Annotated in this window: 26 protein-coding genes and 6 pseudogenes; 20 read left to right on the top strand and 12 right to left on the bottom strand. The window is 46.0% G+C overall.

Annotation, left to right across the window (positions count from 1 at the left end; translation table 11 throughout):
- Positions 1-88 precede the first annotated feature (88 nt).
- Positions 89-529, top strand: a complete 441-nt coding sequence (locus DXE44_RS06390) for an HIT family protein (RefSeq protein ID WP_114653579.1) — start codon at positions 89-91, stop codon at positions 527-529.
- A gap of 23 nt (positions 530-552) precedes the next feature.
- Positions 553-1209 (top strand): hypothetical protein, encoded by a 657-nt coding sequence (locus DXE44_RS06385; protein WP_114653577.1) that lies wholly within the window; start codon positions 553-555, stop codon positions 1207-1209.
- A 9-nt stretch (positions 1210-1218) separates the two neighbouring features.
- On the opposite strand, the pseudogene DXE44_RS06380 reads toward DXE44_RS06385, so the two are convergent.
- From DXE44_RS06380 to DXE44_RS06360, 5 genes and pseudogenes are all read right to left on the bottom strand, one after another.
- Positions 1219-1642: pseudogene (locus DXE44_RS06380) on the bottom strand (DUF1841 family protein).
- Positions 1635-2291, bottom strand: coding sequence for an endonuclease III (nth, locus tag DXE44_RS06375; RefSeq protein ID WP_114654378.1), 657 nt, complete (start codon positions 2289-2291; stop codon positions 1635-1637). The pseudogene DXE44_RS06380 and the gene nth overlap by 8 nt, the downstream one beginning before the upstream one ends.
- Positions 2291-2983, bottom strand: coding sequence for an electron transport complex subunit RsxB (gene rsxB, locus DXE44_RS06370; protein ID WP_114653575.1), 693 nt, complete (start codon positions 2981-2983; stop codon positions 2291-2293). Before rsxB ends, nth begins: the two co-directional genes overlap by 1 nt.
- Positions 2984-3038: 55 nt before the next feature.
- Positions 3039-4337, bottom strand: coding sequence for a polyhydroxyalkanoate depolymerase (locus DXE44_RS06365; protein WP_114653573.1), 1299 nt, complete (start codon positions 4335-4337; stop codon positions 3039-3041).
- 42 nt (positions 4338-4379) lie between these two features.
- A complete protein-coding gene (locus DXE44_RS06360; RefSeq protein ID WP_114653571.1) occupies positions 4380-5579 on the bottom strand; it encodes an amino acid aminotransferase in 1200 nt (399 codons plus the stop codon).
- Between the two features lie 182 nt (positions 5580-5761).
- Between DXE44_RS06360 and uvrB the strand changes: the two are divergent.
- The 8 genes and pseudogenes from uvrB to fdx all read left to right on the top strand — a co-directional run bounded on the left by uvrB (position 5762) and on the right by fdx (position 13433).
- A pseudogene (gene uvrB, locus DXE44_RS06355) lies at positions 5762-7920 on the top strand (excinuclease ABC subunit UvrB).
- A gap of 114 nt (positions 7921-8034) precedes the next feature.
- On the top strand, positions 8035-8604 hold the full coding sequence (locus tag DXE44_RS06350) for a Fe-S cluster assembly transcription factor (RefSeq protein ID WP_114653569.1): 570 nt from the start codon (positions 8035-8037) through the stop codon (positions 8602-8604).
- Positions 8605-8642: 38 nt separating this feature from the next.
- The gene (locus DXE44_RS06345) at positions 8643-9902 is read left to right on the top strand and encodes an IscS subfamily cysteine desulfurase (RefSeq protein ID WP_114653567.1); all 1260 of its coding nucleotides are present in this window, start codon (positions 8643-8645) and stop codon (positions 9900-9902) included.
- Between the two features lie 55 nt (positions 9903-9957).
- Entirely contained in the window at positions 9958-10344 is a 387-nt protein-coding gene (iscU, locus tag DXE44_RS06340) for a Fe-S cluster assembly scaffold IscU (protein ID WP_114653565.1), read from the top strand.
- A 19-nt stretch (positions 10345-10363) separates the two neighbouring features.
- Entirely contained in the window at positions 10364-10687 is a 324-nt protein-coding gene (gene iscA / locus DXE44_RS06335) for an iron-sulfur cluster assembly protein IscA (protein ID WP_015421521.1), read from the top strand.
- Entirely contained in the window at positions 10653-11192 is a 540-nt protein-coding gene (hscB, locus tag DXE44_RS06330) for a Fe-S protein assembly co-chaperone HscB (RefSeq protein ID WP_114653563.1), read from the top strand. The genes iscA and hscB overlap by 35 nt, the downstream gene beginning before the upstream one ends.
- 18 nt (positions 11193-11210) lie before the next feature.
- A complete protein-coding gene (gene hscA / locus DXE44_RS06325) occupies positions 11211-13076 on the top strand; it encodes a Fe-S protein assembly chaperone HscA (RefSeq protein WP_114653561.1) in 1866 nt (621 codons plus the stop codon).
- Between the two features lie 18 nt (positions 13077-13094).
- Entirely contained in the window at positions 13095-13433 is a 339-nt protein-coding gene (gene fdx, locus DXE44_RS06320) for an ISC system 2Fe-2S type ferredoxin (RefSeq protein WP_114653559.1), read from the top strand.
- 102 nt (positions 13434-13535) lie between these two features.
- Here the strand turns inward: fdx and DXE44_RS11205 are convergent, their stop codons facing one another.
- From DXE44_RS11205 to DXE44_RS06295, 6 genes are all read right to left on the bottom strand, one after another.
- Positions 13536-13748 (bottom strand): Rap1a/Tai family immunity protein, encoded by a 213-nt coding sequence (locus DXE44_RS11205; protein WP_331851855.1) that lies wholly within the window; start codon positions 13746-13748, stop codon positions 13536-13538.
- On the bottom strand, positions 13749-13880 hold the full coding sequence (locus DXE44_RS11025; protein ID WP_269460676.1) for a hypothetical protein: 132 nt from the start codon (positions 13878-13880) through the stop codon (positions 13749-13751).
- 52 nt (positions 13881-13932) lie between these two features.
- Positions 13933-14100 (bottom strand): hypothetical protein, encoded by a 168-nt coding sequence (locus DXE44_RS06310; protein WP_197712856.1) that lies wholly within the window; start codon positions 14098-14100, stop codon positions 13933-13935.
- Between the two features lie 90 nt (positions 14101-14190).
- Positions 14191-14571 carry a DUF3300 domain-containing protein gene (locus DXE44_RS11020; RefSeq protein ID WP_269460675.1) on the bottom strand — a complete coding sequence of 127 codons (381 nt, stop codon included), beginning with the start codon at positions 14569-14571 and terminating at the stop codon, positions 14191-14193.
- A complete protein-coding gene (locus DXE44_RS11015) occupies positions 14531-14953 on the bottom strand; it encodes a DUF3300 domain-containing protein (protein ID WP_162785894.1) in 423 nt (140 codons plus the stop codon). Before DXE44_RS11015 ends, DXE44_RS11020 begins: the two co-directional genes overlap by 41 nt.
- A gap of 277 nt (positions 14954-15230) precedes the next feature.
- Positions 15231-16139 (bottom strand): LysR substrate-binding domain-containing protein, encoded by a 909-nt coding sequence (locus DXE44_RS06295; protein ID WP_114653552.1) that lies wholly within the window; start codon positions 16137-16139, stop codon positions 15231-15233.
- A gap of 84 nt (positions 16140-16223) precedes the next feature.
- Between DXE44_RS06295 and DXE44_RS06290 the strand changes: the two are divergent.
- From DXE44_RS06290 to DXE44_RS06255, 8 genes and pseudogenes are all read left to right on the top strand, one after another.
- Positions 16224-16955: pseudogene (locus DXE44_RS06290) on the top strand (succinate dehydrogenase/fumarate reductase iron-sulfur subunit).
- Entirely contained in the window at positions 16952-17302 is a 351-nt protein-coding gene (locus DXE44_RS06285; RefSeq protein ID WP_114653550.1) for a succinate dehydrogenase, read from the top strand. Before DXE44_RS06290 ends, DXE44_RS06285 begins: the two are co-directional and overlap by 4 nt.
- The gene (gene sdhC, locus DXE44_RS06280; RefSeq protein ID WP_114653548.1) at positions 17299-17658 is read left to right on the top strand and encodes a succinate dehydrogenase, cytochrome b556 subunit; all 360 of its coding nucleotides are present in this window, start codon (positions 17299-17301) and stop codon (positions 17656-17658) included. The genes DXE44_RS06285 and sdhC overlap by 4 nt, the downstream gene beginning before the upstream one ends.
- A 12-nt stretch (positions 17659-17670) precedes the next feature.
- A pseudogene (locus DXE44_RS06275) lies at positions 17671-18521 on the top strand (fumarate hydratase).
- Between the two features lie 8 nt (positions 18522-18529).
- Positions 18530-19141 (top strand): fumarate hydratase C-terminal domain-containing protein, encoded by a 612-nt coding sequence (locus DXE44_RS06270; RefSeq protein WP_114653546.1) that lies wholly within the window; start codon positions 18530-18532, stop codon positions 19139-19141.
- A pseudogene (locus DXE44_RS06265) lies at positions 19138-20856 on the top strand (L-aspartate oxidase). The gene DXE44_RS06270 and the pseudogene DXE44_RS06265 overlap by 4 nt, the downstream one beginning before the upstream one ends.
- Positions 20857-20909: 53 nt before the next feature.
- Positions 20910-21221 (top strand): annotated as a pseudogene (locus DXE44_RS11410) (sulfite exporter TauE/SafE family protein); the annotation flags it as partial.
- A gap of 29 nt (positions 21222-21250) precedes the next feature.
- Positions 21251-21610, top strand: coding sequence for a TSUP family transporter (locus DXE44_RS06255; RefSeq protein ID WP_114653542.1), 360 nt, complete (start codon positions 21251-21253; stop codon positions 21608-21610).
- A gap of 62 nt (positions 21611-21672) precedes the next feature.
- Here DXE44_RS06255 and DXE44_RS06250 read toward each other — a convergent pair whose 3' ends face one another.
- Positions 21673-22659 (bottom strand): Bug family tripartite tricarboxylate transporter substrate binding protein, encoded by a 987-nt coding sequence (locus tag DXE44_RS06250; RefSeq protein ID WP_114653539.1) that lies wholly within the window; start codon positions 22657-22659, stop codon positions 21673-21675.
- Positions 22660-22960: 301 nt separating this feature from the next.
- Here DXE44_RS06250 and DXE44_RS06245 point away from each other — a divergent pair, with 301 nt between their 5' ends.
- Both DXE44_RS06245 and DXE44_RS06240 read left to right on the top strand, forming a co-directional pair.
- Positions 22961-23971: an Ldh family oxidoreductase gene (locus DXE44_RS06245; protein ID WP_114653537.1), complete on the top strand. Its 1011-nt coding sequence runs from the start codon at positions 22961-22963 to the stop codon at positions 23969-23971.
- 31 nt (positions 23972-24002) lie between these two features.
- Entirely contained in the window at positions 24003-24284 is a 282-nt protein-coding gene (locus DXE44_RS06240; protein WP_114653535.1) for a flagellar biosynthesis protein FlgA, read from the top strand.
- The last annotated feature ends 37 nt before the right edge of the window (positions 24285-24321 follow it).

The following is a 24321-nucleotide window of genomic DNA, read 5'->3' as shown; positions in this document are numbered from 1 at the left end:
TAGCAAGCAGTAGCACACTAATACTGCCGCGGCACCTAAATAACCCCATAAGGGTGACTTAGGTGCCGTTTTCGTTTACATTCTTCACATGACTAATTGCATACTTTGTAAAGACGAACTTAAGCCTGAAGAGGGCCAGTTGATTTGGCGCGGTGATGACTGCCGCATCATCCTCGTAAATGATCCCGAACTTCCGGGTTTTTGCCGCGTGATCTGGAATCGCCATGTCGCAGAAATGACTGACCTGAGCTATGGTGAGCGTGAGCATCTCATGGCCTTGGTATTTACAGTGGAGGAAGCGGTACGTCATGTAATGCGCCCAGATAAGGTCAATATAGCCGCACTCGGAAATATGGTTCCGCATATACATTGGCATGTCATTCCGAGATACAAAGACGATGCATTCTTCCCGGGGTCGGCTTGGTCTATCAAGACTCAGCTAACCCCAGTAACAAATTTAGAGGCAAGAAAAAAATTAGCCCAAGAGTTGCCGGCAGCAATTAAGGCTGCGATTGCGGCTCTCTCTTAATATGGATCTCAATCTAATGGAATATGGATCAGATGCTTAGCGAAGAAAAGAAAAAAATTATTGAAGCTGAAGAAAAATTTCGTCATGAATTTAGGTTAAAACTCGAATCCGAGACTAACGCTGCAAAATCCGGCGTGAATAAATTGGATACAGAAATTGCACAGGTTGAGAAAAAATTCTCGACTAAGTTAATGGAGTTTCTTAATTCAGCAGTTGGTATGTGGTTTTTATCGTCAATTGTTATTACTGGCGGGGCCGCCACACTTCAGCAAATTCAACACCACTATGAGGCCGAGCAAAAGAATAAGGCGCGGCTAATTGAGTATCAATTTGAGATTGGTAATCGCATTCAAAATATGAAATATTTTTTACGGCATGCCAAAACGGTGGGTGATGCCAGGGCAGCTTTAGCTGGGGTATTTAAAAGTAAGTTTCCGTTAAGTCCTGACTTGGAAAATCAAAGTCTTTCCGCGCTCTACTTTAATTTGTATCAGTTGATTGATGGTACTGAGAAAGATAAAAGTATTCGCGTTACTGAGGTAGTATTGGATCTTGAGGATGCGGAGATTTCACTGCAATCTCAAAAAAATGATCAGCCATTAGATACTGCAGATAAAGAGCGTTTGAGCAAGTTGGTTACTGCCATTGAAAATTTGCATATCAGGGGTATTAGCAAGTAATTGTATTTGCTAGTTTAGTTTCTTGAGTGCCTCGAGGTATTTCTCGGGACTCAGTGGTTGACCTTCTCTCTGCGCTTCCCACATAACCTGACCAAGACATTCCATCATGGCGTGCTGTGCCTCATGCTTAGAGCCCAGTTTCTTTGCCAGGGATTCGAAAATCTCTTTTATTCCTGGCGGTTGATCAACGGATGTTTGCTCGCTAATCGAGAGGTGCATTGAGAGGTGCAAGAAGGGGTTAGTCTCACCGCGCTCTGGTGTGTAGTCTTGCGCAACTGCGCTCTCTGGATCCGCCAACACTGCATGATATTCTGGGTGCTCTACCATCCAGTCGCTAGCAATCATTTCCATTAACGTCAGGATTTGATCCTCGGTTTTCTTTTTCCAGGTGTCAAAAAAAACGACGCACTTCTTCACGAGTGGGGTTAAATATTGCCACGAACTTTTCCTTTCCCAGTTTTTTGTTTGAAGCCACAGAGTGGTTCAACAATACATTGTTCGCAATCAGGGTTGCGCGCCTTGCAGGTATACCTACCATGCAGAATAAGCCAATGGTGAGCATCCATCAAAAACTCCTTTGGCACACGCTTAAGTAACTGCTCTTCAACCTTTACAACATCTTTACCGGGTGCCAATCCTGTCCGATTGGATACTCTAAAGATATGAGTATCGACTGCCATAGTGGGTTGACCAAAGGCGGTATTGAGAATGACGTTCGCAGTTTTTCTACCGACACCTGGAAGCGCTTCTAACTCCTCACGATTTTGTGGCACTTCACCACCATGATTTTCTATGAGCAGTCGGCAGGTCTCTTGAATATGCCTGCCTTTAGAGTTAAATAATCCAATGTGTTGAATGAAGGGCTTAACACCTTCTTCGCCCAAGTCAAGAAGGGCTTGTGGGGTGTTTGCAATCTTAAACAGCTTACGAGTGCCTTTGTTTACTGAAATATCTGTTGCTTGTGCTGAGAGCAAAACCGCGATGAGTAATTCAAACGGGGAGCTGTATTCCAGTTCAGTCTCTGGGTGGGGATTATTTTCCCTGAGCAATTCAAAGAAGGCCTGGCGCTTTTCAAGATTCATCATTTCTTTTGCTGTGCTCTCGCAATGGCGGCGGCAATGATGGCGCGCTTTCTCTCTTTTTCTTTTATGGCCTCTTCTGAGTTCGGACTTTCTGCATTGACTGCTTGCAATTTCGCAGCCGCTTTCTTCGCTAGCCGTTCATTATTGTCGCGTTGCTCGCGATCCAATCGTAGATCGCGCGCTTCATATCGCGCTCGTGCAAGTCCTGCTAATTCTGGTGACCAGGCTTCCCAGCCAGTTTTCTCGCCAGTAACATCAATCATGGAGATGCAATCTACAGGGCAGGGTGGTATGCAAAGATCACAACCAGTACACCAATCGCTTAAGACCACATGCATTTGCTTAGAGGCGCCAACAATGGCATCCACAGGACATGCTTGAATGCACAAGGTGCAGCCGATACAAGTCTTAGGGTCAATAAAAGCGACCGGTCTAGGGCGCTCGATGCCGCATTCAGGATCGATTCTGGGATGAAGCTCAAATGCATCCTGAGGAAAGATGGGTGTCAGGATGGTGCTAAGCCTCTGGATGCCCTCTACGCCTCCAGGTGGGCAACGATTAGACAGAGCCTCACCTGTCGCCATCGCTTCTGCGTAGGCTCTGCAGTCTGGGTAGCCGCATTTAGTGCATTGAGTTTGAGGAAGGATGTCCTCGAGACGATTGGCAAGTTCTTTCGTCTGCTTGATGTTCATTGCAAGTTACGAGCCCTAAAACTAGAAGCGCGACCCGAAAGTCGCGCCGCTGATTTTATGCAGCTTTCTTAGTACCCAGTTTTGGGGGTCTAGCTTTTGTTTTCTTCTGAACACCTTGGTGCTCACGAATAAACGACTTAATCTTTGGATACACTTTCTCGCGCCAACGACGGCCAGAGAAGATACCGTAGTGGCCAGCGCCCGCAACTTCATAATGGTCTTTGTCAGCCTTCGGAATCCCTGCGCACAAGGCGTGTGCTGAACGGGTTTGCCCACTACCAGAGATGTCATCCAATTCACCTTCAACGGTGAGGAGGGCGGTTTTCTTAATATCTTGTGGCTTCACTAGATCGCCAGCAACTTCCCAAGTACCGTTTGGTAATGAGTAGTCTCGGAACACAGTCTTAATGGTGTCCAAGTAGAACTTGGCATCCATATCAAGGACCGCGTTGTATTCATCATAGAAACGAATATGAGCTTCAGCATCTTGCTCATCGCCACGTACTAAGTTCTGGAAGTAATCCCAGTGTGACTGTAAGTGGTTCTGAGAATTCATGGCAATAAAGCCGGTGTGCTGCAAGAAGCCTGGGTACACCTTGCGGCCAGCGCCTGGGTAGCTTGGTGGCACTTTGTAAATTACATGACTTTCAAACCAGTCATACGACTTTTGGTCAGCTAAGTTATTCACCGCAGTTGGTGACTTGCGCGCATCAATTGGGCCGCCCATCATGATCATGGAGGCAGGTGTCTTTTCACCAGCAGAGGCCATCAAGGAAATTGCACCTAGTGTAGGCACTGTTGGTTGGCAAACGGAGATCACATGCAAGTTCTCGGCGCCAATAGTGCGGATGAAGTCTTGTACATAATGAACATAGTCATCAAGACCAAAGTCACCAGCATCTGCAGGAACAATGCGTGCATCAATCCAGTCGGTGATGTACACCTTATGGTCTTGCAAGAGTGTGCGAACAGTGTCACGCAACAATGTGGAGTGATGCCCGGATAGTGGAGCAACAACCAATACCGCTGGATCCTCTTTGAGTTTCTTGATGACATCAAGATCATCGGAAAAGCGCTTGAAGCGAATCAGATTGCAAAAAGGTTTAGCTAAAACTGTTCTTTCATGAATGGCCACTTCACGACCATGAGCCTGCACCGCACGAATACCAAACTCTGGTTTTTTGTAATTTTTACCTAGGCGATATAAAAGTTCATAACTAGCAGCCAAACGATTAGACCCTGGAACTTTTGAAGCAGGGTTAGAGGCATTGATAAATGCCTCAGATGCTGCTCGAGCCCATGAGCTTACTGGTTGAAGTAAAGCTTTTTGAAATTCATGTAACTGATATAGCATGTTGCCTCCTGATAATGCAGTGTAACCGCTTATTACGCGTTGTTACGCCAATACGCGGGCGATTGCTTTGGCTACCTTATCAATATTTTTGGTATTGAGGGCGGCCACACAAATACGACCGGTGGAGAGGGCATAAATGCCATCTTCCTTTTGTAAACGCTCTACTTGCTCAGCAGTTAATCCCGAGTAAGAAAACATACCGCGCTGAGCTTTAATAAAAGCAAAGTCCTGTTTTACGCCAGCAGCAGCTAATTTTTCTACAAGTCCCTGACGCATTGCTTTAATGCGTTCGCGCATTTCAGCTAGTTCATCTTCCCAGAGCTTTCTGAGTTCTGGTGAATTGAGAACTGCAGCCGCAATAGCGGCGCCATGTGTAGGTGGATTGGAATAGTTTGTACGAATCACGCGCTTCAATTGAGAAAGTACGCGAGTAGATTCATCTTTACTTTGAGTCACGATAGATAAGGCACCAACACGCTCACCATAGAGTGAAAACGATTTGGAGAAGGAGCTGGACACAAAGAAAGACATGCCAGATTCTGCGAACAAGCGTACTGCGATACCATCTTGCTCAATACCGGCAGCAAAGCCTTGGTAGGCCATATCTAAAAATGGAATGAGTTGCTTTGCTTTGCAAATATCAATGACTTGACGCCATTGAGCTTCGGTAATATCAGCGCCAGTTGGATTGTGGCAGCAAGCGTGCAGCAAGACAGTGGTGAACTTTGGAAATGACTCTAAAGATTTCACCATGCCATCAAAATCAACACCACGAGTTTTACCATCGAAGTAGGTGTACTCAAGTACTTCAAATCCTGCGGATTCAAAAATACCGCGGTGGTTTTCCCAGGTAGGGTTGCTAATTGCGCAAGGCGCATTCAAATTGAGGCGCTTGATAAAGTCGGCACCAACGCGTAACGCACCAGTACCACCCAGACATTCTGCTGTTACAACGCGACCATCTTTAATCAGGGAGGAGTCAGCGCCGAACAATAGGTTTTGTACTGCGCTGTTGTATGGGTTAGGACCCTCGATTGGAATGTAGCTGCGTGGAGAGTGCTTCGCAACAATTGCTTCTTCAGCCTTAATTACCGCCTTCAAAAGAGGCACCTTGCCTTCGTCGGTGTAATAAACGCCAACGCCTAAGTTGACCTTGTCAGCACGTTGATCGGCGACATAGGCTTCTGTGAGGCCAAAAATAGGGTCTTTAGGGGCTAGTTGGACTGAAGTAAAAAGGTTCATTTGAGGGTCAAAAATAGGTGGTAAAAGTGTTTAAAGTGGGTATTTCAGGGTTAATTGACGTTAAATTCAGTTAAATTTACTTTAAATGGCTGTTTTTGAGGCTAGATTCAACTATTTCCAAATAAAAACGGCAAAATCAATGTTTGTACAAAATTTGCTGTGAACTAAAACTCACAGGTGAAATGATAGCTGAGATGCCCCCTAAGTTGCCTAAAAGTTCCTCAAATTCCAAAGTCGCAGAAAGCAAGAAAAGCCCTGTGGCCGATCCTTTGGGTGAGGTGGGTCATGACCTGGATCCAGCTAAGTTCGTTTTCTTCCCAGATTCGCCATTTCAACTGTATCAGCCATTTCCGCCTGCTGGTGATCAGCCGGCCGCAATTGATGCTCTAGTGGCCGGAATTGAGGACGGACTGACCTTCCAAACTCTTTTGGGGGTTACTGGTTCAGGCAAAACCTTCGCGATGGCTAATGTGATCGCCAGAACAGGGCGTCCCGCCATCATTTTTGCCCCTAATAAGACCTTGGCTGCCCAGCTTTATAGCGAGTTTCGGGAGTTTTTCCCAAAAAATGCGGTGGAGTACTTCGTTAGTTACTACGATTACTACCAGCCAGAGGCTTACGTTCCTACGCGTGATTTGTTTATTGAAAAAGATTCATCAATCAATGAGCACATTGAGCAAATGCGACTGTCTGCTACTAAGAGCCTTTTAGAGCGACGTGATGTCATCATTGTGGCCACAGTCTCTGCAATTTACGGTATCGGTAATCCGGGGGACTATCACAGTATGGTGATGACCTTGCGTCCCGGTGACAAGATGAGTCAGCGCGATATTTTGATGCGCTTAATTGCGATGCAGTACGACCGCAATGAAACGGATTTCAAGCGCGGAGTATTCCGAGTGCGGGGCGATACGATTGATATTTTCCCTGCTGAGCATAATGAATTGGCTGTACGCGTTGAGCTCTTTGATGATGTCATTGAGAGTTTGCAATTCTTTGATCCCCTTACTGGAAAAATTCGTCAGAAGATTCCACGTTTCACTGTTTATCCAAGCTCACACTACGTCACTCCGCGTGACACTGTTTTAAAAGCAATCGAAACAATCAAGACAGAATTACGTACACGCCTAGATGAATTTGTTAAAGATGGAAAGTTGGTTGAGGCGCAACGTTTAGAGCAGCGCACTCGCTTTGATTTAGAGATGCTGAACGAATTGGGATTCTGTAAGGGTATTGAGAACTACTCCCGCCACCTCTCAGGGGCTATGCCTGGTGAGGCGCCGCCTACCTTGGTGGACTACCTACCTAATGATGCCTTGATGTTCCTAGATGAGAGCCATGTGCTCATCGGGCAGCTCAATGCCATGTACAACGGCGACAAGTCTCGCAAGCACACTTTGGTGGAGTTTGGTTTCCGATTACCGTCAGCAATGGATAACCGACCACTGAAGTTCACGGAGTTTGAAACGAAGATGCGTCAGACGGTGTTTGTTTCTGCAACACCTGCTGACTATGAAAATACGCATACTGGACAAGTGGTGGAGCAAGTGGCTAGACCAACAGGACTAGTCGATCCAGAAATCGAAGTCTTACCTGCAAGTTCGCAAGTAGATGATTTGCTCAGTCAGATTCATGAGTGTGTCAAAGTACATGAGCGGGTGTTGGTAACAGTACTCACAAAATGCATGGCTGAACAGCTGACAGATTACTTGTCGGATAACGGTGTGAAAGTGCGCTACGTCCATTCAGATATTGACACTGTAGGGCGCGTAGAAATTTTGCGCGACTTACGCTTAGGCGTCTTCGATGTTTTGGTGGGCATTAATTTATTGCGCGAGGGCTTGGATATTCCCGAGGTCTCACTCGTCGCAATTTTGGATGCAGATAAAGAAGGCTTCTTGCGTTCTGAGCGGAGTTTGATTCAAACAATCGGTAGGGCGGCTCGAAACATTAAAGGTAAGGCCATTCTGTACGCTGACAGGATTACCGATTCCATGAAGCGGGCAATGGGAGAGACCGAGCGCCGCCGAACCAAGCAAATTGCCTTTAATAAGATAAGGCGAATGGAATTGAGCCACGGGGCGTCCAAAAGCGCATTAAAGACATTATTGATGGGGTCTATGACGTCCAGGAGAAGCGCTCTGAGATGCAGGTGGAGCAGGAGCGGGCTCGCTATGAGGACATGGGCGAGAAGGACCTGGCGGGCGAAATCAAGCGTTTGGAGAAGCAAATGAACTCTGAGGCCAAGAATCTAGAGTTTGAAAAGGCTGCAGCTACCCGTGATCGCCTTACTAAGGTTAAGGAGATAGCCTTTGGAGCACGCTCCAGGGACGCTATTTAGCTCTGTTTTAATCCCGAGCAGATTAGTGGGGTATATGGTAAAGTTGAGTGGAATAGTCTGGTATTACCCGCCCGACTATTAGCTGTCCATAACAATCCATTACCAAGGTGACATATGAGACTTACAACCAAAGGCCGTTTTGCAGTAACCACAATGATTGATTTAGCCCTGCGCGAGACGCACGGGCCTGTAACTTTGGCTGGAATTAGCCAAAGACAAAAGATTTCCCTGTCTTACCTAGAGCAGTTGTTTGGCAAATTACGCCGCTTCAATATTGTTGAGAGCACTCGTGGTCCTGGCGGTGGTTACACCCTAGCCCGCAAGTCAGAAGAAATTAGCGTAGCCGACATCATTGTGGCCGTGGATGAGCCATTGGATGCAACCCAATGTGGCGGTAAAGGTAGTTGCCATAGCGATGAAGAGAATCATGGTCGCTGTATGACTCATGATCTGTGGTCAAACCTCAATGCCAAGATGGTGGAGTACCTCAGCTCTGTTTCTTTGCGTGATTTAGTGCAGCAGCAATCAGGGCGTGGAATCGTATTGCACGATTTGCGCCCCAAGAAAATCAAGACTGAAAGTGTCAAGGCTGAAAAGCCGGCATCGGCAGTCGCAGCAACAAAAGAGGCCGCTCCGAAGCGACCTCTCGTGAATTCTGTTTTTAACCTGGCTCAGCAAAGTTAAGAGATTAGCTTCTTAGCCTATTAATCGATAAGTAAAAAATGAACGCACCACAAGATATTCCTCAGCAGCCAGTACCGATGTTTAGCCCTAAACACTTCCCGGTGTACATGGACTACTCAGCTACTACGCCGATTGACCCGCGTGTAGTGGACAAGATGTTGCCGTACTTGTGCGAGCAGTTTGGTAATGCAGCATCTCGTAGTCACGCCTACGGCTGGGCTACGGAGGAGGCGGTTGAGTGGGCGCGTTCAGAAGTTGCCCAGTTAGTTCATGCAGATCCAAGAGAGATTGTGTTTACTAGCGGCGCTACTGAAAGTATTAACCTGGCACTCAAAGGTGCTGCCCATTTTTATAAAGAGCGCGGCAATCACATCATCACTGTGAAGACTGAGCACAAGGCTACCTTGGATACTTGTCGAGAGCTCGAGCGCGAAGGTTTTGAAGTAACTTATCTCGATGTTTTGTCAGATGGTTTAATTGATTTCGCTCAGCTTGAAGCAGCTATGAAACCAGGCACGATCTTGGCTTCAGTGATGTATGTGAATAACGAGATTGGTGTAGTGCAAGATATTCCGCGTATCGGTGAATTGTGCCGTTCCCGCGGCGTGATTTTCCATGTGGATGCAGCACAAGCCACTGGAAAAGTAGAAATTGATTTAGAAAAGATCAAAGTTGATTTGATGAGTTTCTCTGCTCATAAGACTTATGGTCCAAAGGGTGTTGGCGCATTGTTTGTCCGTCGTAAGCCTCGTATTCGTATTGAGGCGCAAATTCATGGTGGTGGTCATGAGCGCGGTATGCGTTCTGGCACCCTAGCAGTTCATCAAATCGTTGGCATGGGTGAAGCTTTCCGCATTGCTCGTATTGAAATGGTTGAAGAAAATGCGCGTATTCGTGCGTTGCGCGATCGCCTATTGACTGGCTTGAAAGATATCGAAGAAGTCTATGTCAATGGTGACATGGATGATCGTGTTCCGCATAACCTCAATATTAGTTTTAACTATGTTGAAGGCGAATCTATGTTGATGGCATTGAAAGATTTGGCCATCTCATCTGGATCTGCATGTACTTCGGCATCTTTAGAGCCTTCTTATGTATTGCGCGCACTGGGCCGTAATGATGAATTGGCCCATAGCTCAATCCGATTTACTTTAGGGCGCTTTACTACCGAAGAGGAAGTGGATTTCACCATCAAGCTAGTTAAAGAGAAGATTGCTAAGTTGCGCGAGCTCTCACCACTTTGGGAAATGTTTAAGGATGGCATTGATCTCAGCACCATCCAGTGGGCCGCGCATTAAGCAAGATAGATTATTTAAACAAGATAAAAGACAAAAGAAATAACGAGGAAATACCATGGCATATAGCGACAAAGTAATTGATCATTATGAAAACCCCCGTAACGTCGGCTCCTTTGAAAAGGGCGACGACCAAGTAGGTACTGGCATGGTTGGTGCGCCAGCCTGTGGCGACGTTATGAAATTACAAATCCGTGTAAACGATCAAGGCGTGATTGAAGATGCTAAGTTCAAGACTTACGGTTGTGGTTCTGCAATTGCCTCTTCTTCTTTGGTAACCGAGTGGGTCAAGGGTAAAACCTTGGATCAAGCTTTAGAGATTAAGAATTCACTGATTGCTGAAGAGTTGGCATTGCCACCAGTAAAAATCCATTGCTCAATTTTGGCTGAAGATGCCATCAAGGCCGCAGTGGCTGATTACAAAGATAAGCACCCAGCCAAGTAAAGATAAAGAGGCTTTCATCATGGCAATTACCTTAACCGACAAAGCAGCGAAACATGTTCAGCGCAATCTAGATAAGCGTGGAAAAGGTTGCGGTTTACGCTTGGGTGTTCGCACTACTGGTTGTTCTGGCTTAGCCTATCAACTGGAATATGTGGATGAGGCTGCGCCCGAGGATACTCAGTTTGAATCCAATGGCATCACCATCTTTGTTGATCCTAAGAGCTTGGCCTATTTAGATGGCACCGAATTGGATTTTGTTCGCGAAGGTTTGAATGAAGGCTTTAAGTTCCAGAATCCAAACGTAAAAGATGAGTGTGGTTGTGGTGAATCCTTCCGCGTCTGACGATTACTTTCGTTTCTTTGGCATAGAGCAGAAATTCAACTTGGATTTGTCTGCATTAGATCAGGCGTATCTAGCAATTCAAAAAGAGGTGCATCCGGATCGCCATGCCCGGGGTAGCGATACCGAACAAAGGCTGGCTATGCAAATGGCTACTCTGGCTAATACCGCTTTTCAAACCTTGAAGAATCCCATTCAGCGTGGCCGCTATCTTTGCCAGCTCCATGGGGTAGATGCTCGCCTGGAAACTAATACCGCTATGCCTGCGGCTTTTCTGATGAAGCAAATGGAATGGCGCGAGAGTCTTGAGGATCAAGATGAGGATCTTGGAGCTCTCGAGGCTTTGGCTGAAGAAGTCGATCAATCCAAGCGTGACACCCTGGTGGAAATTACACAGGCTATTGATAGGGCAAAGAACTATGAGCGTGCTGCTGAGTTGCTCAGGGGTCTGCTCTTTATTGATAAGTTTGCACTTGAGCTGGATGATGCTATCTCAGTCTTGGTATAGCTTTACACTCTAGTCTCCATGGCCTTATTACAAATCTCCGAACCTGGTAAATCACTCGCACCGCATCAGCGTCGAATTGCGGTGGGTGTTGACCTGGGTACCACCAACTCCCTAGTGGCAATTGTGCGAGATGCGTTGCCTAAAGTACTCCCAGATGCAGAAGGCCGAGAATTACTCCCTTCAGTTGTGCGTTATCTACCAAATGGGAGAACGCAAGCCGGCTTTGAAGCTATTGAAAGTATTGTTTCTGATCCGAAGAACACGATTGTTTCTGTCAAACGTTTTATGGGTCGCAGTATCGTCGATGTAGAAAATATTGAAAGTACGCCTTACGACTTTGTAGACGAGCCAGGTATGTTGAAGTTACGAACAGTGGCTGGTGACAAGAGCCCCATTGAGGTGTCTGCAGAAATTTTGGCGCGTTTACGTCAGCTAGTGGAAGACTCGGTTAATGATGGCATCGTTGGTGCAGTCATTACTGTCCCAGCCTATTTTGATGATGCGCAACGACAAGCCACTAAAGATGCTGCTAAGTTGGCTGGAATTGAAGTATTGCGATTACTCAATGAGCCTACTGCTGCTGCAATTGCCTATGGTCTAGATAATGCCTCTGAAGGTATCTACGCCGTGTATGACTTAGGTGGTGGCACATTTGATATCTCTATCCTGCGTATGAGCAGGGGGGTATTTGAAGTGCTCTCGACTGGCGGTGATTCCGCTTTGGGTGGTGATGATTTTGATCATCGCCTATATTGCTGGGTGATCGAGCAAGCCAAACTTCCACCGCTCTCAATTCAGGATCATCGCAAGCTCTTGCTCTCTTGCAAGCATGCAAAAGAGCAATTGAGTCACAACCCATTAGCTCGCGTTCACGAAACTCTTGCCGACGGCACAGTAGTTAATGTGGGCATTAGCCAAGCTCAGTTCTTTGAGATTACTCAGAACCTCATCAATAAAACTTTAGTTGCTGTAAAGAAGGCATTACGCGATGCAGGTCTCAAGGCGGATGAGGTTAAGGGTGTGGTGATGGTGGGCGGCGCAACTCGCATGCCCCATGTCCAGCGCGCTGTTGGCGAACTCTTTGGTACTAAGCCTTTAAACAACCTCAATCCAGATCAAGTTGTCGCCCTAGGTGCCGCTATGCAAGCAGACCTGCTTGCCGGCAATCAAAGTAAAGATGATGAGTGGCTCTTATTGGATGTCATTCCACTTTCCCTTGGTATTGAAACCATGGGTGGCTTGGTAGAAAAAATTATTCCACGTAATACGCCGATTCCAGTAGCGCGTGCTCAGGATTTCACGACATTTAAAGATGGTCAAACGGCCTTGGCTATTCAGGTAGTGCAGGGTGAGCGTGAGTTGGCGCAGGATTGCCGTTCTTTAGGTAAGTTTGAGTTACGTGGTATTCCACCTATGGCTGCCGGCGCTGCTCGCATTCGAGTGACTTTCCAGGTGGATGCCGATGGCTTACTTTCAGTGAGCGCAACCGAGCAGGGCTCAGGTGTTCAAGCCTCGATTGATATTAAGCCTTCTTATGGTTTGACTGATGCTGAGATTGCTCGCATGCTGCAGGACGGTTTTGCTTCCGCAAAGGTAGATCTTTTAGCGAGATCTTTGCGTGAAGAACAAGTGAATGCGCAGCGACTATTGGATGCTGTTCAAACTGCATTGAATTCTGATCGTGGGTTATTAAATCCTCAAGAGCAGGCTGCAGTAGATCATGAGATGGCCACTTTGCAAAAGATTCTTACAGAAGAAACGGATAGCGATGTTCTCAGAAAGACTGTTGATCATGCAGCAAAGGCTACCGATGATTTTGCTCAAAAGCGCATGAACTCCAGTATTCAGAAGGCTTTAGCTGGCAAGAATGTTGCAGAAATTTAATCAAAGAAAATTACCAAGATGACTCAGATTGTTGTTCTACCCCATAGTGAATATTGCCCAGAGGGTGCTGTAGTTGAGGTAACTCCCGGCACTTCTATTTGTGAAGCGCTGCTAGAAAATAATATTCCGATTGAGCATGCCTGCGATATGGTTTGTGCTTGCACTACTTGCCACGTGATTGTGAAAGAGGGTTATCAGAGTCTTAATGAGCCCGATGAGAATGAGGAAGACTTATTGGATCGTGCGTGGGGACTCAATCCTCAGTCTCGATTGTCTTGCCAGGCGATTGTTGCCCGCGAGGACTTAGTGATTGAGATTCCAAAATATTCAATCAATCACGCAAAAGAAAATCACTAATTTTTTTCAAGGACCTTTGAGCGATTGAAGAAATAAAAAAGCCACCTGAGAAGGTGGCTTTTTGTTACTCAATCATCTGATTGAGTAGTGAGATGCAGTGCATTACTTCCCGCAAGGAAATACACCCTCTAAAAACTTCAACATAGTCTCTGCTGCAGACTTTGGCCCATTGGCTGGGTTTGCATTCGCCCAAGCAATGTACTCATCAACTACCTGGATGCGAGATGGCGCAGGCTGCTTGACACAAATTTTGCTAGGGGCAGTTTTTGGATTACGTGTAGCGAGATAGGTGTCATAAACTGCTTGGCCATAAATTTAGCAGGTGACGTTTGTACTTCCTTCGACTTTGCAATATTGCAATAACTCATCAGTAGTCGTTGCATTGGCTACTTGCATACTCGTTGCCAATCCGAAGCTTAGGGTAGCGGCAATTAAAAATTTCTTCATGTTTATTCCTTTAATTAAATTTGTATATATCAATGTAGATGTGTGAGGGTAATTAGCGACGGCCGCGGAAACCGCCGCCACCAAAGCCGCCATGGCCACCGCCAAAGTGATCGCCGCTACCATCAAAGCGAGCGCCGACGTTGCGATCGCCACCACCAAAATTGCCGCCACGGTCGCCGCCTGTATTACCCGCGCAATCGCCAGCACGATTACCGCTCAAATCCCCGCGCTGCAGGTTCTGACGTAATTGATCTCGCTCTGCATTACGGTTCGCGCCACCGGCACCTCCACCGAGGTTTGCATTACGGCGTTATTGATCTGGTTTCCAGTCACTAGACCCACCATCACGATTGCCGTTCCACTTGTTATTAGTGTTCTTATTGAAATTGTTGAAGTTATTGTTATTGACGGTCAATGATCCACCACCATAACCGCCTCCCCAATGGCAGCCGCCCCAAAGTGCCGCTCCAACTGCCATGCCAACTCCAAAAGAGAGGAGGGCAGTGCCCGCTACGTATCCAGGTGGATAGTATGCGTATGGAGGGTATGCTGGGTAGGCCCATGCGCCGTAAACAACGGTTGGGTTGTAAGTGGGAACATAGACAACTTGTGGGTTCGCAGGCTCAATGATAATGGTCTGACTACTGCCACTACCTTGCGTTGTCACTGTCTGCTGAGAATTTGATTCCAATGTGCCAGCTTTTTTTCGCCTTGGCACGCAATGCTTGAATCGCACTCATGGTTTCAGATTGCTGAGCCAATACTGCATTGCCAAGTTGCTGCGTCCAGCTCAACTGGGATCCCATCATCTCCAGCACTGGTGGAAATGACGCTAAAGATTTGACGCTAGCATCCCAGCTTTGCTGTTGCAATGCTTTATTTAGAGCATCGCCTTTTAGGTTGGTATTGGATTTGATCCAATTAGATGCTTCAGCTACTTCAAGAGGGTAGGTTGACGCCATCAGTACTTGCGAAACTAGCGCATCTGGGTAGAGTGCAATCGGTGCTACCAAGGCCTCTAATTGAGCTTGTGAAAGCTTTGCCGCTTGCTGTTGGCTGCTTATTTTGAGCAAATGCCACTGGTGCCACAGCTGGAAGCGCTAGGGCAGCCGTGAGAAGACTTGCAATTAAGTGAGAGGGCATTCCCGCTTTCTTTGATACCACCATTGACACTCCTTCATTAAGTGTTAATAAATAAGAATCATTCTACTAAATGGAGCTTTTTGAGCTATATGCACCAAATTGAAGCATATCGCACTTAAAGTAGGCAAACTAATAATTGAGGGAGGGGTTGGAGGAATACGATGAACTTGTTGTTCATTCTTTAGTTTTACCTCTATAGATTTACTTTCAAGCCACCCTGCGGGGTGGTTTTTCTTTTGTACCCACTTGCTCTAAAAAGTACTTTTTTATTTCTTGAGTCATGTGTTGACGGGAGTGCCTACGTTTTTCTAATAAACCAACTTTTCTGTAAATTGTTTTGCCGGGTAGTGCGGATATTTTGAGTTGGCGGTCGCTTTCCCAGGCGATATTGGCTAGCTTGGGAACAATAGAGTAACCAAGCCCTTGGCGTACTAGCTCAATAATGGCCTCAACTGAATTGAGTTCCATGCCCTCTTTAACGCTTAATTTACTTGATCGAATGGTTTGGTCTACAAGATGACCTGTCCAAGTATTTCTCTCAAAGCGAATAAACGGTAAGTCATGTGCGATATTTTTAGGATCAGAGGCTTTTGTATTTTTAAGTGTGGGGTAAATCAAGACCATGGGCTCGGTATACAACTCCGTCCACTGAATATTTTGCGGTAACGCATAAGGGGACTCAGTAACAATCGCTGCGTCTAAACTTCCTTCAAGCACTTGGTCTAAAAAGTTGCTGGATAAGCCTGCTATTAGCTTTACTTCAAGGCTGGGGTAGGATTTCTTAAGTTTATTGAGGGTGCTTCCAAAGGCTCCCATTAGAGTTGAGACAAGCGCCCCCAAGACAATGGTTCCACTGAGTTCGGACTTTAATTCAGAGCCTAGGGCTTCATACCGCGCAACAATATCTTGAATAGGCTCTATTAACGATCTACCCTGTTGATTTAGGCTAAGAGAGCGCTTGGTTCTATCAAACAACTCCACACCAAGCTCAGCCTCAAATTGCGCAAGCTGCTGGCCTGCTGCTGCAGCCGTGAGCCCAATTTCTTTGGCTGCAGCCGCGACACTCTTGTGCCTAGTAATTACTAGAAAGTTTTTTAGTATCCGAATGCTAGACATGGCAATATTTATTTAAAATTATTATTTATCTCAAAGAAAATTATATTCGATTTATTTTTTATTATCTATCGATATAATGAGCCCATGCCAAATTCAGATCTCAAGGTAAAAGTCTGGCGCGGTGCTCAAGAAGGTGAGTTTGTTGAGTACTTGGTGCCCCGAAATCCAAATCAAACCGTTTTGGATGTGGTGACCTATATTCAGCGTAAATTGGACCCAACCCTAAGCTATCGATTTGCTTGTCGAGTAGGAATGTGTGGGTCTTGTGCAATGACTGTAAACGGGGTTGCGCGTTGGACTTGTCGCACTCATGTCTCTCAAATTGTGGTGGGTGATTCATTAGAAATTGCGCTCTTGAACAATCTCCCGGTCATTAAAGATCTCGCCACCGATATGCGAGAGTTCTTTAATAAATGGAAGGGTGCCGTTGGGTTTTTCAAGGGCGATAAAACGCGCCATGATGATTTTGCAAAGGTGGAGCCAAATTCAGCGGAGCGTCAATTAGCGAATGCCGGTATTGAGTGCATTAGTTGCGGTGTTTGTTACTCCTCTTGCGAGGTGGTTGAAAAGCGTCCTAAATATTTGGGGCCTGCTGCACTCAATCGCGCCTAGACATTAACCAATGATGTACGGGATGTACAGCACTTGGATCGCCTGCGTGCAGTTGCTGGCGATGAAGGTTGTCATGCATGCCACACGCAAGGATCCTGTACTGAGCGCTGCCCGAAGAAGCTGGAGCCTACAGCCAGCATTGCTGGTCTTAAGAAACTAGTAGCCAGAGCTGCTGTACGTGGCGGCAAATGGGGTAAGTTATGAGTCAGGGAATATTACAGGCGAAGCTTTGGTATGCTCAAAGAATTAGCGCCATGATTTTGGGGCTCTGTGTCAGCATTCATCTCGTCATTATTTTCTACGCAATACGCGGCGGCCTAACTGCTGAGGAGATTCTTGGGCGCACACAAGGCAATATTGCGTTTGCCATTTTTTATGAAATCTTTGTCTTAGCCTGTTTTGTGCATGCACCTATTGGCTTGGCTAATATCCTCGAAGAAGCGTGTTGCAAGGGATTTGTTTCCAGGGCGCTATCTTGGATCTTGGGAGCTCTCATTATTACTCTGGGAACTTCAGCGGTGATTGGTGTCTATACCGGAGGTACTCCATGAGGTCTAGACCAAAACTCGATTTACGCGCAAAAAGTCATCTCTCTTATTTTGCTTATGTATGTCATCGTTTCTCTGGCTTGCTACTAGCTTGTTTTATTCCTTTGCATTTCTTAATGCTCTCTCAGTCTTTGCGCGGAGCTAGTGGCTTTGAGCGCTATTTGGGATTTACCGATTTTGGGGTATTCAAATTTGGTGAGTGGGTGCTCGTTATTTTGTTGGCTATTCATTTGATTGGCGGAATTCGACTGCTCATGATTGAGTTTGGTCCGTGGTGCGGCCTTCGTAAGGCTTGGACACAGGCAGCCATCTTATTCGGTATAGCTTGTGGTCTTCTATTTTTGTATTTAGCAAACTGATTGGGCAATGTGATGCAGTTACAAATGAAAGCAGTTGAAGAAGCTTGCAAGGAGCTTTATATCCGAGCATTAAAAGTTCTACCAGATGATGTGAAGGCTGGTATCGAGCGTTTAAATCAAGGCGAGACAGATGCGCGTGCCCAGGTTGTCTTAAAAACCATGATTACCAATATTTCAGTAGCTGAGCGCGAGGATAACCTGCTCTGTCAAGATACTGGCTTGCCCATTTACAAAATAAAAATTGGTCGCAATGTTCAGCTTGACGGCATGGAGCTTAAGGCAGCCATTAGAAAAGGCTGTGAGCGTGCAACCACTGAATACCCATTACGAGAAAAAATAATCACACTTCTTGTGGTATTGATATGCCAGCAATTAGCATTGATTTCTGTGATGATGATCAAATGCTTGAAATTGAGATGGTCCCCAAAGGAAGTGGTTCGGAGAATAATTCCTTTTTAAAGATGGCCATTCCTGCTGATGGAATTAATGGTGTCAAAGCCTTTGTTATCGAAAGTGTTGTTTCTGCCGGAGGAAAGACTTGCCCTCCAACCATTGTTGGAGTTGGTATTGGCGGTACATCCGAACAATGTGTTGCGATGGCTAAGCGAGCTGCTACAAGAGCATTGGGTAGTGTATGCAGTGATGAAGAGGGTGCTAAGTTAGAGCGGGAATTAACTACCGCTGTGAATAAGCTGGGAATTGGTCCCCAAGGTTTAGGTGGTGACGGAACAGCGTTTGCTGTTCATGTAGAGCTTGCTCACACGCATATCACCTTAAACCCAGTGGCTGTCAATATGCAATGCCATTCTGCGCGTAGAGCGCGAGCAACTTTTACACCTGACGGTGTGACTTTCGGATTCTAGGAGTACAAATGGCCCACTACTACCTTCCAACTCCCGTTAGCGAATCTGATATTCGCAAACTTCGCATTAACGACACAGTAACTTTGCAAAATACTTTGTTTGGTATCCGAGATGCTACGCAGATTCACTTATTTGATAAGGGTAGAAAAACCCGCTTTGATCTCAATGGACATGCGGTAATTCATACAGCGCCAAATGTGCGTAAGGTTCCCGTCAGCGAAGAATTTCCAGCTGGCTATCAGCCAATCTGTATTGGCACAACTACCTCAGATCGCATGGAGCGGTTTACCCGCCCATTAATGACTGAAAATGGCGTTCGTATGATTGTTGGTAAGGGTGGTATGCGCGAAGGATCTGCGGCAGCCTTTCAAGAGCTTGGCGGTGTGTACCTGGCAATTATTGGTGGTACAGCAGCGCTTGAGACAACTTGGATTGAGCAGATTGAAGATGTAGACATGGATGATCTCAATCCAGAGTCTCTCTGGCGTTTCAAGATTAAAGATTTTGGCCCTCTGCTAGTTGCGATGGATAGTCATGGCGGAAGTATTTATCAAGAAGTTAAAAGTGATGTTGCTCGTAACAAAGAGGCTGTATTGAAGAGTCTAGGAATTACATCATGAATATCGCCACACTTGAGACGGACATCCTGATTCTGGGTTCTGGTGGCGCAGGACTGTTTGCAGCTTTGCATGCTCATCAAACTAATCCAGATCTACACATCACTATTGCTGTGAAGGGTTTGCTTGGTAAATGCGGTTGTACCCGCATGGTTCAGGGTGGTTACAACGTAGCATTGGCTGAGGGTGACTCTGTAGAGCGTCACTTTATGGATACGATCGAGGGCGGAAAATAGCTTTCAGATCAGGAGCTAGCTTGGACCTTAGTCAATAAAGCGGTTGAGCGTATTCATGAACTGGAGAATGAACTCGGTTGTTTTTTTGATCGCAATCCAGATGGAACGGTTCATCAAAAAGCATTCGCAGGACAAACCTTTGATCGCATAGTTCATAAGGGTGATCTGACGGGTATTGAAATCATTAGTCGGCTGGCTGAGCAAGTTTGGGCTAGGGGAATCCATCGTCTTGAGGAGCATAGGGCACTTGAGCTGATTCATAGTGCTGATGGAAAGTCGCTAGCCGGTGTATTGATGCTCAATATGCAGACTGGTGAGTTCACGCTGGTCAGAGCTAAGGCGGTACTTTTGGCTACAGGTGGTGGACCCACTATGTATAAGTATCATACCCCTTCAGGTGATAAGAGTTGCGATGGCTTGGCTATGGCGCTACGCGCAGGTCTTACTTTGCGTGACATGGAGATGGTGCAGTTCCATCCAACAGGAATGTTAGCAGGGCCTGGCACTAGGATGACTGGTACTGTTCTTGAGGAAGGTTTGCGTGGTGCAGGCGGATATTTACTCAATGGCAATCATGAGCGATTTATGGGTAACTATGATCCTCGTAATGAGCGTGCTACACGAGACATTGTTTCAAGATCGATTAACTCAGAGATACGGGCTGGTAGAGCAACGCCTAATGGCGGTGTCTATATTCAGATGAGCCACCTTGGTCCTGATAATGTACGCAAGCAATTTAAGGGGATGGTTGAGCGCTGCGCTGACAGTGGTTTTGATTTGGCGGGCGATCTTGTGGAAGTAGTTCCAACTGCGCATTACATAATGGGTGGTTTAATTTTCAAGGCAGACTGCAGTACTGAGTTGCTAGGTCTATTTGCTGCTGGTGAAGATACCGGAGGCGTGCATGGCGCCAATCGCTTGGGTGGTAATGGAGTAGCTAATTCCACTGTTTATGGTGGTATTGCGGGTGAGGAGATGGCTAAATGGGTGGCTTCACAATCCTTGCAGGAGTGCAATATGGCAGAGGTGCTGGCCAGCATCGAAACTCACGAATCTCCTCTGATAAAGCCTGCGGGTGATATTGAAATGATTCGAGATGCTCTGGCGGAGTGTATGTGGGATGATGTTGGAATATCCCGTAGCAAAGATAATTTGATTCAGGCTCGAGTTAAATTGGATGAGCTGGGTCAACAGCTAGATCAAATGGGCGTTGGCGATATTCAGAGGCAGTACAGCATTACATGGCAGGATTGGATGAATTTACGTAATTTAATTCTGGTGAGTAAGGCAGTAACCGAAGCGGCTCTTGCAAGAGAAAATTCTAGAGGGGCTCACTATCGCGATGATTATCCGGAGCCGGGGCCATTGGAAAGCTCTTATTTCACGGCGGTGCAGTTAAGTGATCAGGGTTTGAAAATTGAAAAGAGGCCAGTCCAATTCACCATGATTAAGCCAGGCGAGACGATCTTGGTTGAGAGCTAATTATTTTTGATTTAATAGAACCGCTCTCATTTGCGCTGGCAGTACTCATAGTCTTGTGCACATTCTTTATCTTCGGGGTTTCTGGATTTGGCTCATCGATTGTTGCAGTCCCCTTATTGGTACAAATGTACCCTTTAAAGGTAGTGGTGCCAATGATGGTGTTGGTAGACATCTGCGCCTCCTTGTATGTTGGTAGGAAGTCCTCAGGTGATGCCGATATTCAAGAGCTTAAATGGCTCTTTCCTTTTAGTGTCATGGGGATGTTCTTGGGGATTTTTTTGCTGGTTAAATCCCCCAGCGAACCCTTGCTATTGATTCTTGGATTATTTGCAGCGGTCAATGGAATTAGGGTTCTCATCCAAAGGAATGTCGAAGCTAGGGACCCCATTAGTAAATGGTGGGCGCTACCCCTTGGATTCTTAGGGGTGCATTTACCGCTCTCTTTGCTACCGGGGGTCCCCTCTACGTTTCTTACCTTGGTCTTCGTATTAATAATCCTAAAGTATTACGCGCAACAATGGCATTTGCCATCTTTATGTTGACTTTCTTGCGATTGATTCTAATGCTGGTAACTGGATTGATATTAAGCTGGGAAGTAATTGGTTTGGCAGTGCTGCTTATGCCAGTAGCATTCTTGGGAATATGGACTGGCACACATGTCCATACTAAGTTGAGTAATGCAATGATGCGCTTGGCTTACGGTTTAATCTTGCTATTTGCTGGTGCAATTCTGTTGATTAGGCAGATTGCATAATTCGATAGCAGTAAATAAAAAAGCGAGGATGAATCCTCGCTTTTTTATTATTTACTGAGTCGTTATTTAGGGCTAATATTACGACCTTTAATGACTTTTTCCCAGTTGGCAGACTCTGCTTTAATTTGAGCATTAAATTCATCCTGGGAATTTACAACTGCTGTTAAGCCATTTGAGCCCAAACTTTTCTTCATGGAGTCGGAGTTCATTGCCTTGACAGTAGCGTTGTAAATTTTCTCAATGATGGCTTTAGGCGTATTTGCTGGTGCAACTAAACCAAACCAACCAGTACTCTGAAAGCCAGGGATGCCGCTCTCGGAAACGGTTGGCACCTCTGATAGTTGCTTCACGCGCTGTGGACTGGTTACTGCAATTGGCTTGATTTGACCATTTTTAGCAAAACCAGTGGCTGCAGTGAGGTTTCCAACCATAAAGTCAATTTGACCTGCGACCAGATCATTGATGGCGGCTGACTCACCCTTGTAAGGAATGTGGGTAGCGGGGATGTTTGCTGTATAGGTAAGATTTTCACCTGCCATGTGGGCTTGGCTACCAATACCTGCAGAGCCAAAATTGAGATCTTTTGTTTTGGCGTATGTGATGAACTCTGTTAAATTTTTCACAGGCATTTTATTGCTTACTGACAATAGCATTGGACCGCTCGCAACATTGGTGATGTTTACAAAGTCTTTGCTGTAATCAATCGGCAATTTTTTATATAAGTTGGGATTAACCGTCAGCATACTGCCCGATGCGAGCATGATGGTGTAACCGTCAGCAGATGACTGTGCCACATACTCAGCAGCTATGTTACCGCCAGCACCACCCTTATTTTCAACAATGACATTTTGACCTAAATCCTTAGTTAATTGCTGCACTAATAATCTGCCCAAAATATCAGTAGTTCCCCCTGCATTAAAGGGAATGATTAATTTAATTGGCTTGGTGGGCCAAGATTGTGCTGTTGCTAGCTGCGGTAGTGCAAGGGTGAGTGCGCCGACTAGTAAAGCTAAACGTCGACTTAACTTATATTTTTCAATCTTAAACATTGGTGACCTCCAGTGGTAATTTGATTTTTATATCTTAGCTACTTTGTTATCAATAAATACGCTTTATTGCTATTTATTAGTTATATGCTTATACGTCACTACTGTCTCCCCCACCCATCATGTAGCACCACTTTACATTCGTTGCGCTGCACAATGAATTGGTTCTTGCAAGATATCTAAATCATCTATATGATTCAGATATGTATCCTATTTTGATCCCTAACATTCATTTAAGTCAAGCCTCTAAAACCCTGTGTTTTACAGCATTGATTTTGATTGTTCTTGATTGCAAAGCGCCAGCATGAATCTCACATACCCTGAAATACTCGCTTTAGCGGATTCGGGCCTCAAAGCTGCCGGCATGGATGCGGTAGCGGCGCATGAAACAGCTCAATTTTTGGCTCTGGCTGAACTAGACGGCCTTGCATCGCATGGTCTAACGAGAGTGGCTCAATACGCTGGACATGCTAAAAATGGGCGTATTGAATTAGCTCCCAAGTTAAAGGTGAGGCCATTTAAGACCTCCGCCGCTTTGGTTGATGCGCGCGATGGGTTGGCTTTTCCAGCACTTCGTTTTGCTACCGACTTATCGGTGAATTTAGCCTCGGGCAATGGCTTGGGTTTGGTGGCAGTCACCAATAGCAATCATTTTGGGGTTGCGGGTCATTACGTTGAAGCTGCTGCACGAGCTGGTTATATTTCTTTGCTGTTTGGGAATACTCCAGCAGCAATGCCTATGGTCGGTGGCGCAAAAGCAATTTTCGGGACCAATCCCTTGGCTGCGGCTTTTCCAATTGCTGGCGCCGATCCATTGGTGATTGACATGTCGCTTTCTGCGGTTACCCGTGGAAAATTATTGGTTGCAGCAAAAAATGGCCAACAGATCCCAGAGGGGTGGGCTTTGAGCGCTGAGGGCAAGCCAACCACTGATCCACAAGAAGGCCTAAAGGGCTTAATGGTTCCGCTTGGTGGAGATAAGGGCGCTTTGCTCGCTTTGATCGTTGAGTTGCTAGTAGTTGGACTTTCGGGTAGCCGGTTTTCATATGAGGCAGATTCTTTTTTTGACCCCAAGGGTAATCGCCCGCGAATTGGTCAGTTGATATTAACGATTGATCCTGGTTTGTCGGGTCCAGCTGTTTTTGCCAGTCGTATTCAAGACTTCTTGAAAGTATTGAGTGCTGATGCGGGAATTCGTCTCCCTGGCCAGCGTCGTTTTCAACGGCGCAAAGCAGGGTTTAAAGGCGGTGTAACAGTTTCTGATGTTGTTGTAGAGGAAATTCAGGCTGGTATTCGCCAGTCATGGGCTAAGTAGTTTTTTAAACGAGATTATTGAGGAGATAGTAATGATCCACTTTGTCGTGCATGAGCCAGCAGATGGCGTAGGTGTAGTAGTAGTTGAGGGTGTAAAAGCTGGAGCTGATTTAATTGGTTGGGTCATGGATGGCGATCTCACCTTAAACATTAAGTCTGAAAGTGATATTCCTATTGGTCACAAAATTTCATTGAACGATTTCAAGCTAGGTGACACGGTGATGAAATACGGCGTTGATATTGGCAAGGTGGTAGCTCCAATCAAAAAAGGCGAGCACCTTCACGTCCAAAACGTAAAAACTAAGCGCTGGTAATCCGGCACCTTATTTACCTATTCATTGAAAGAGATAT

This window comes from Polynucleobacter necessarius, assembly GCF_900095175.1.
Classification (GTDB): Bacteria; Pseudomonadota; Gammaproteobacteria; order Burkholderiales; family Burkholderiaceae; genus Polynucleobacter; species Polynucleobacter necessarius_I.
Note: the sequence above shows the minus strand (reverse complement) of the source record. Positions and strands in the feature narration are given on the sequence as shown.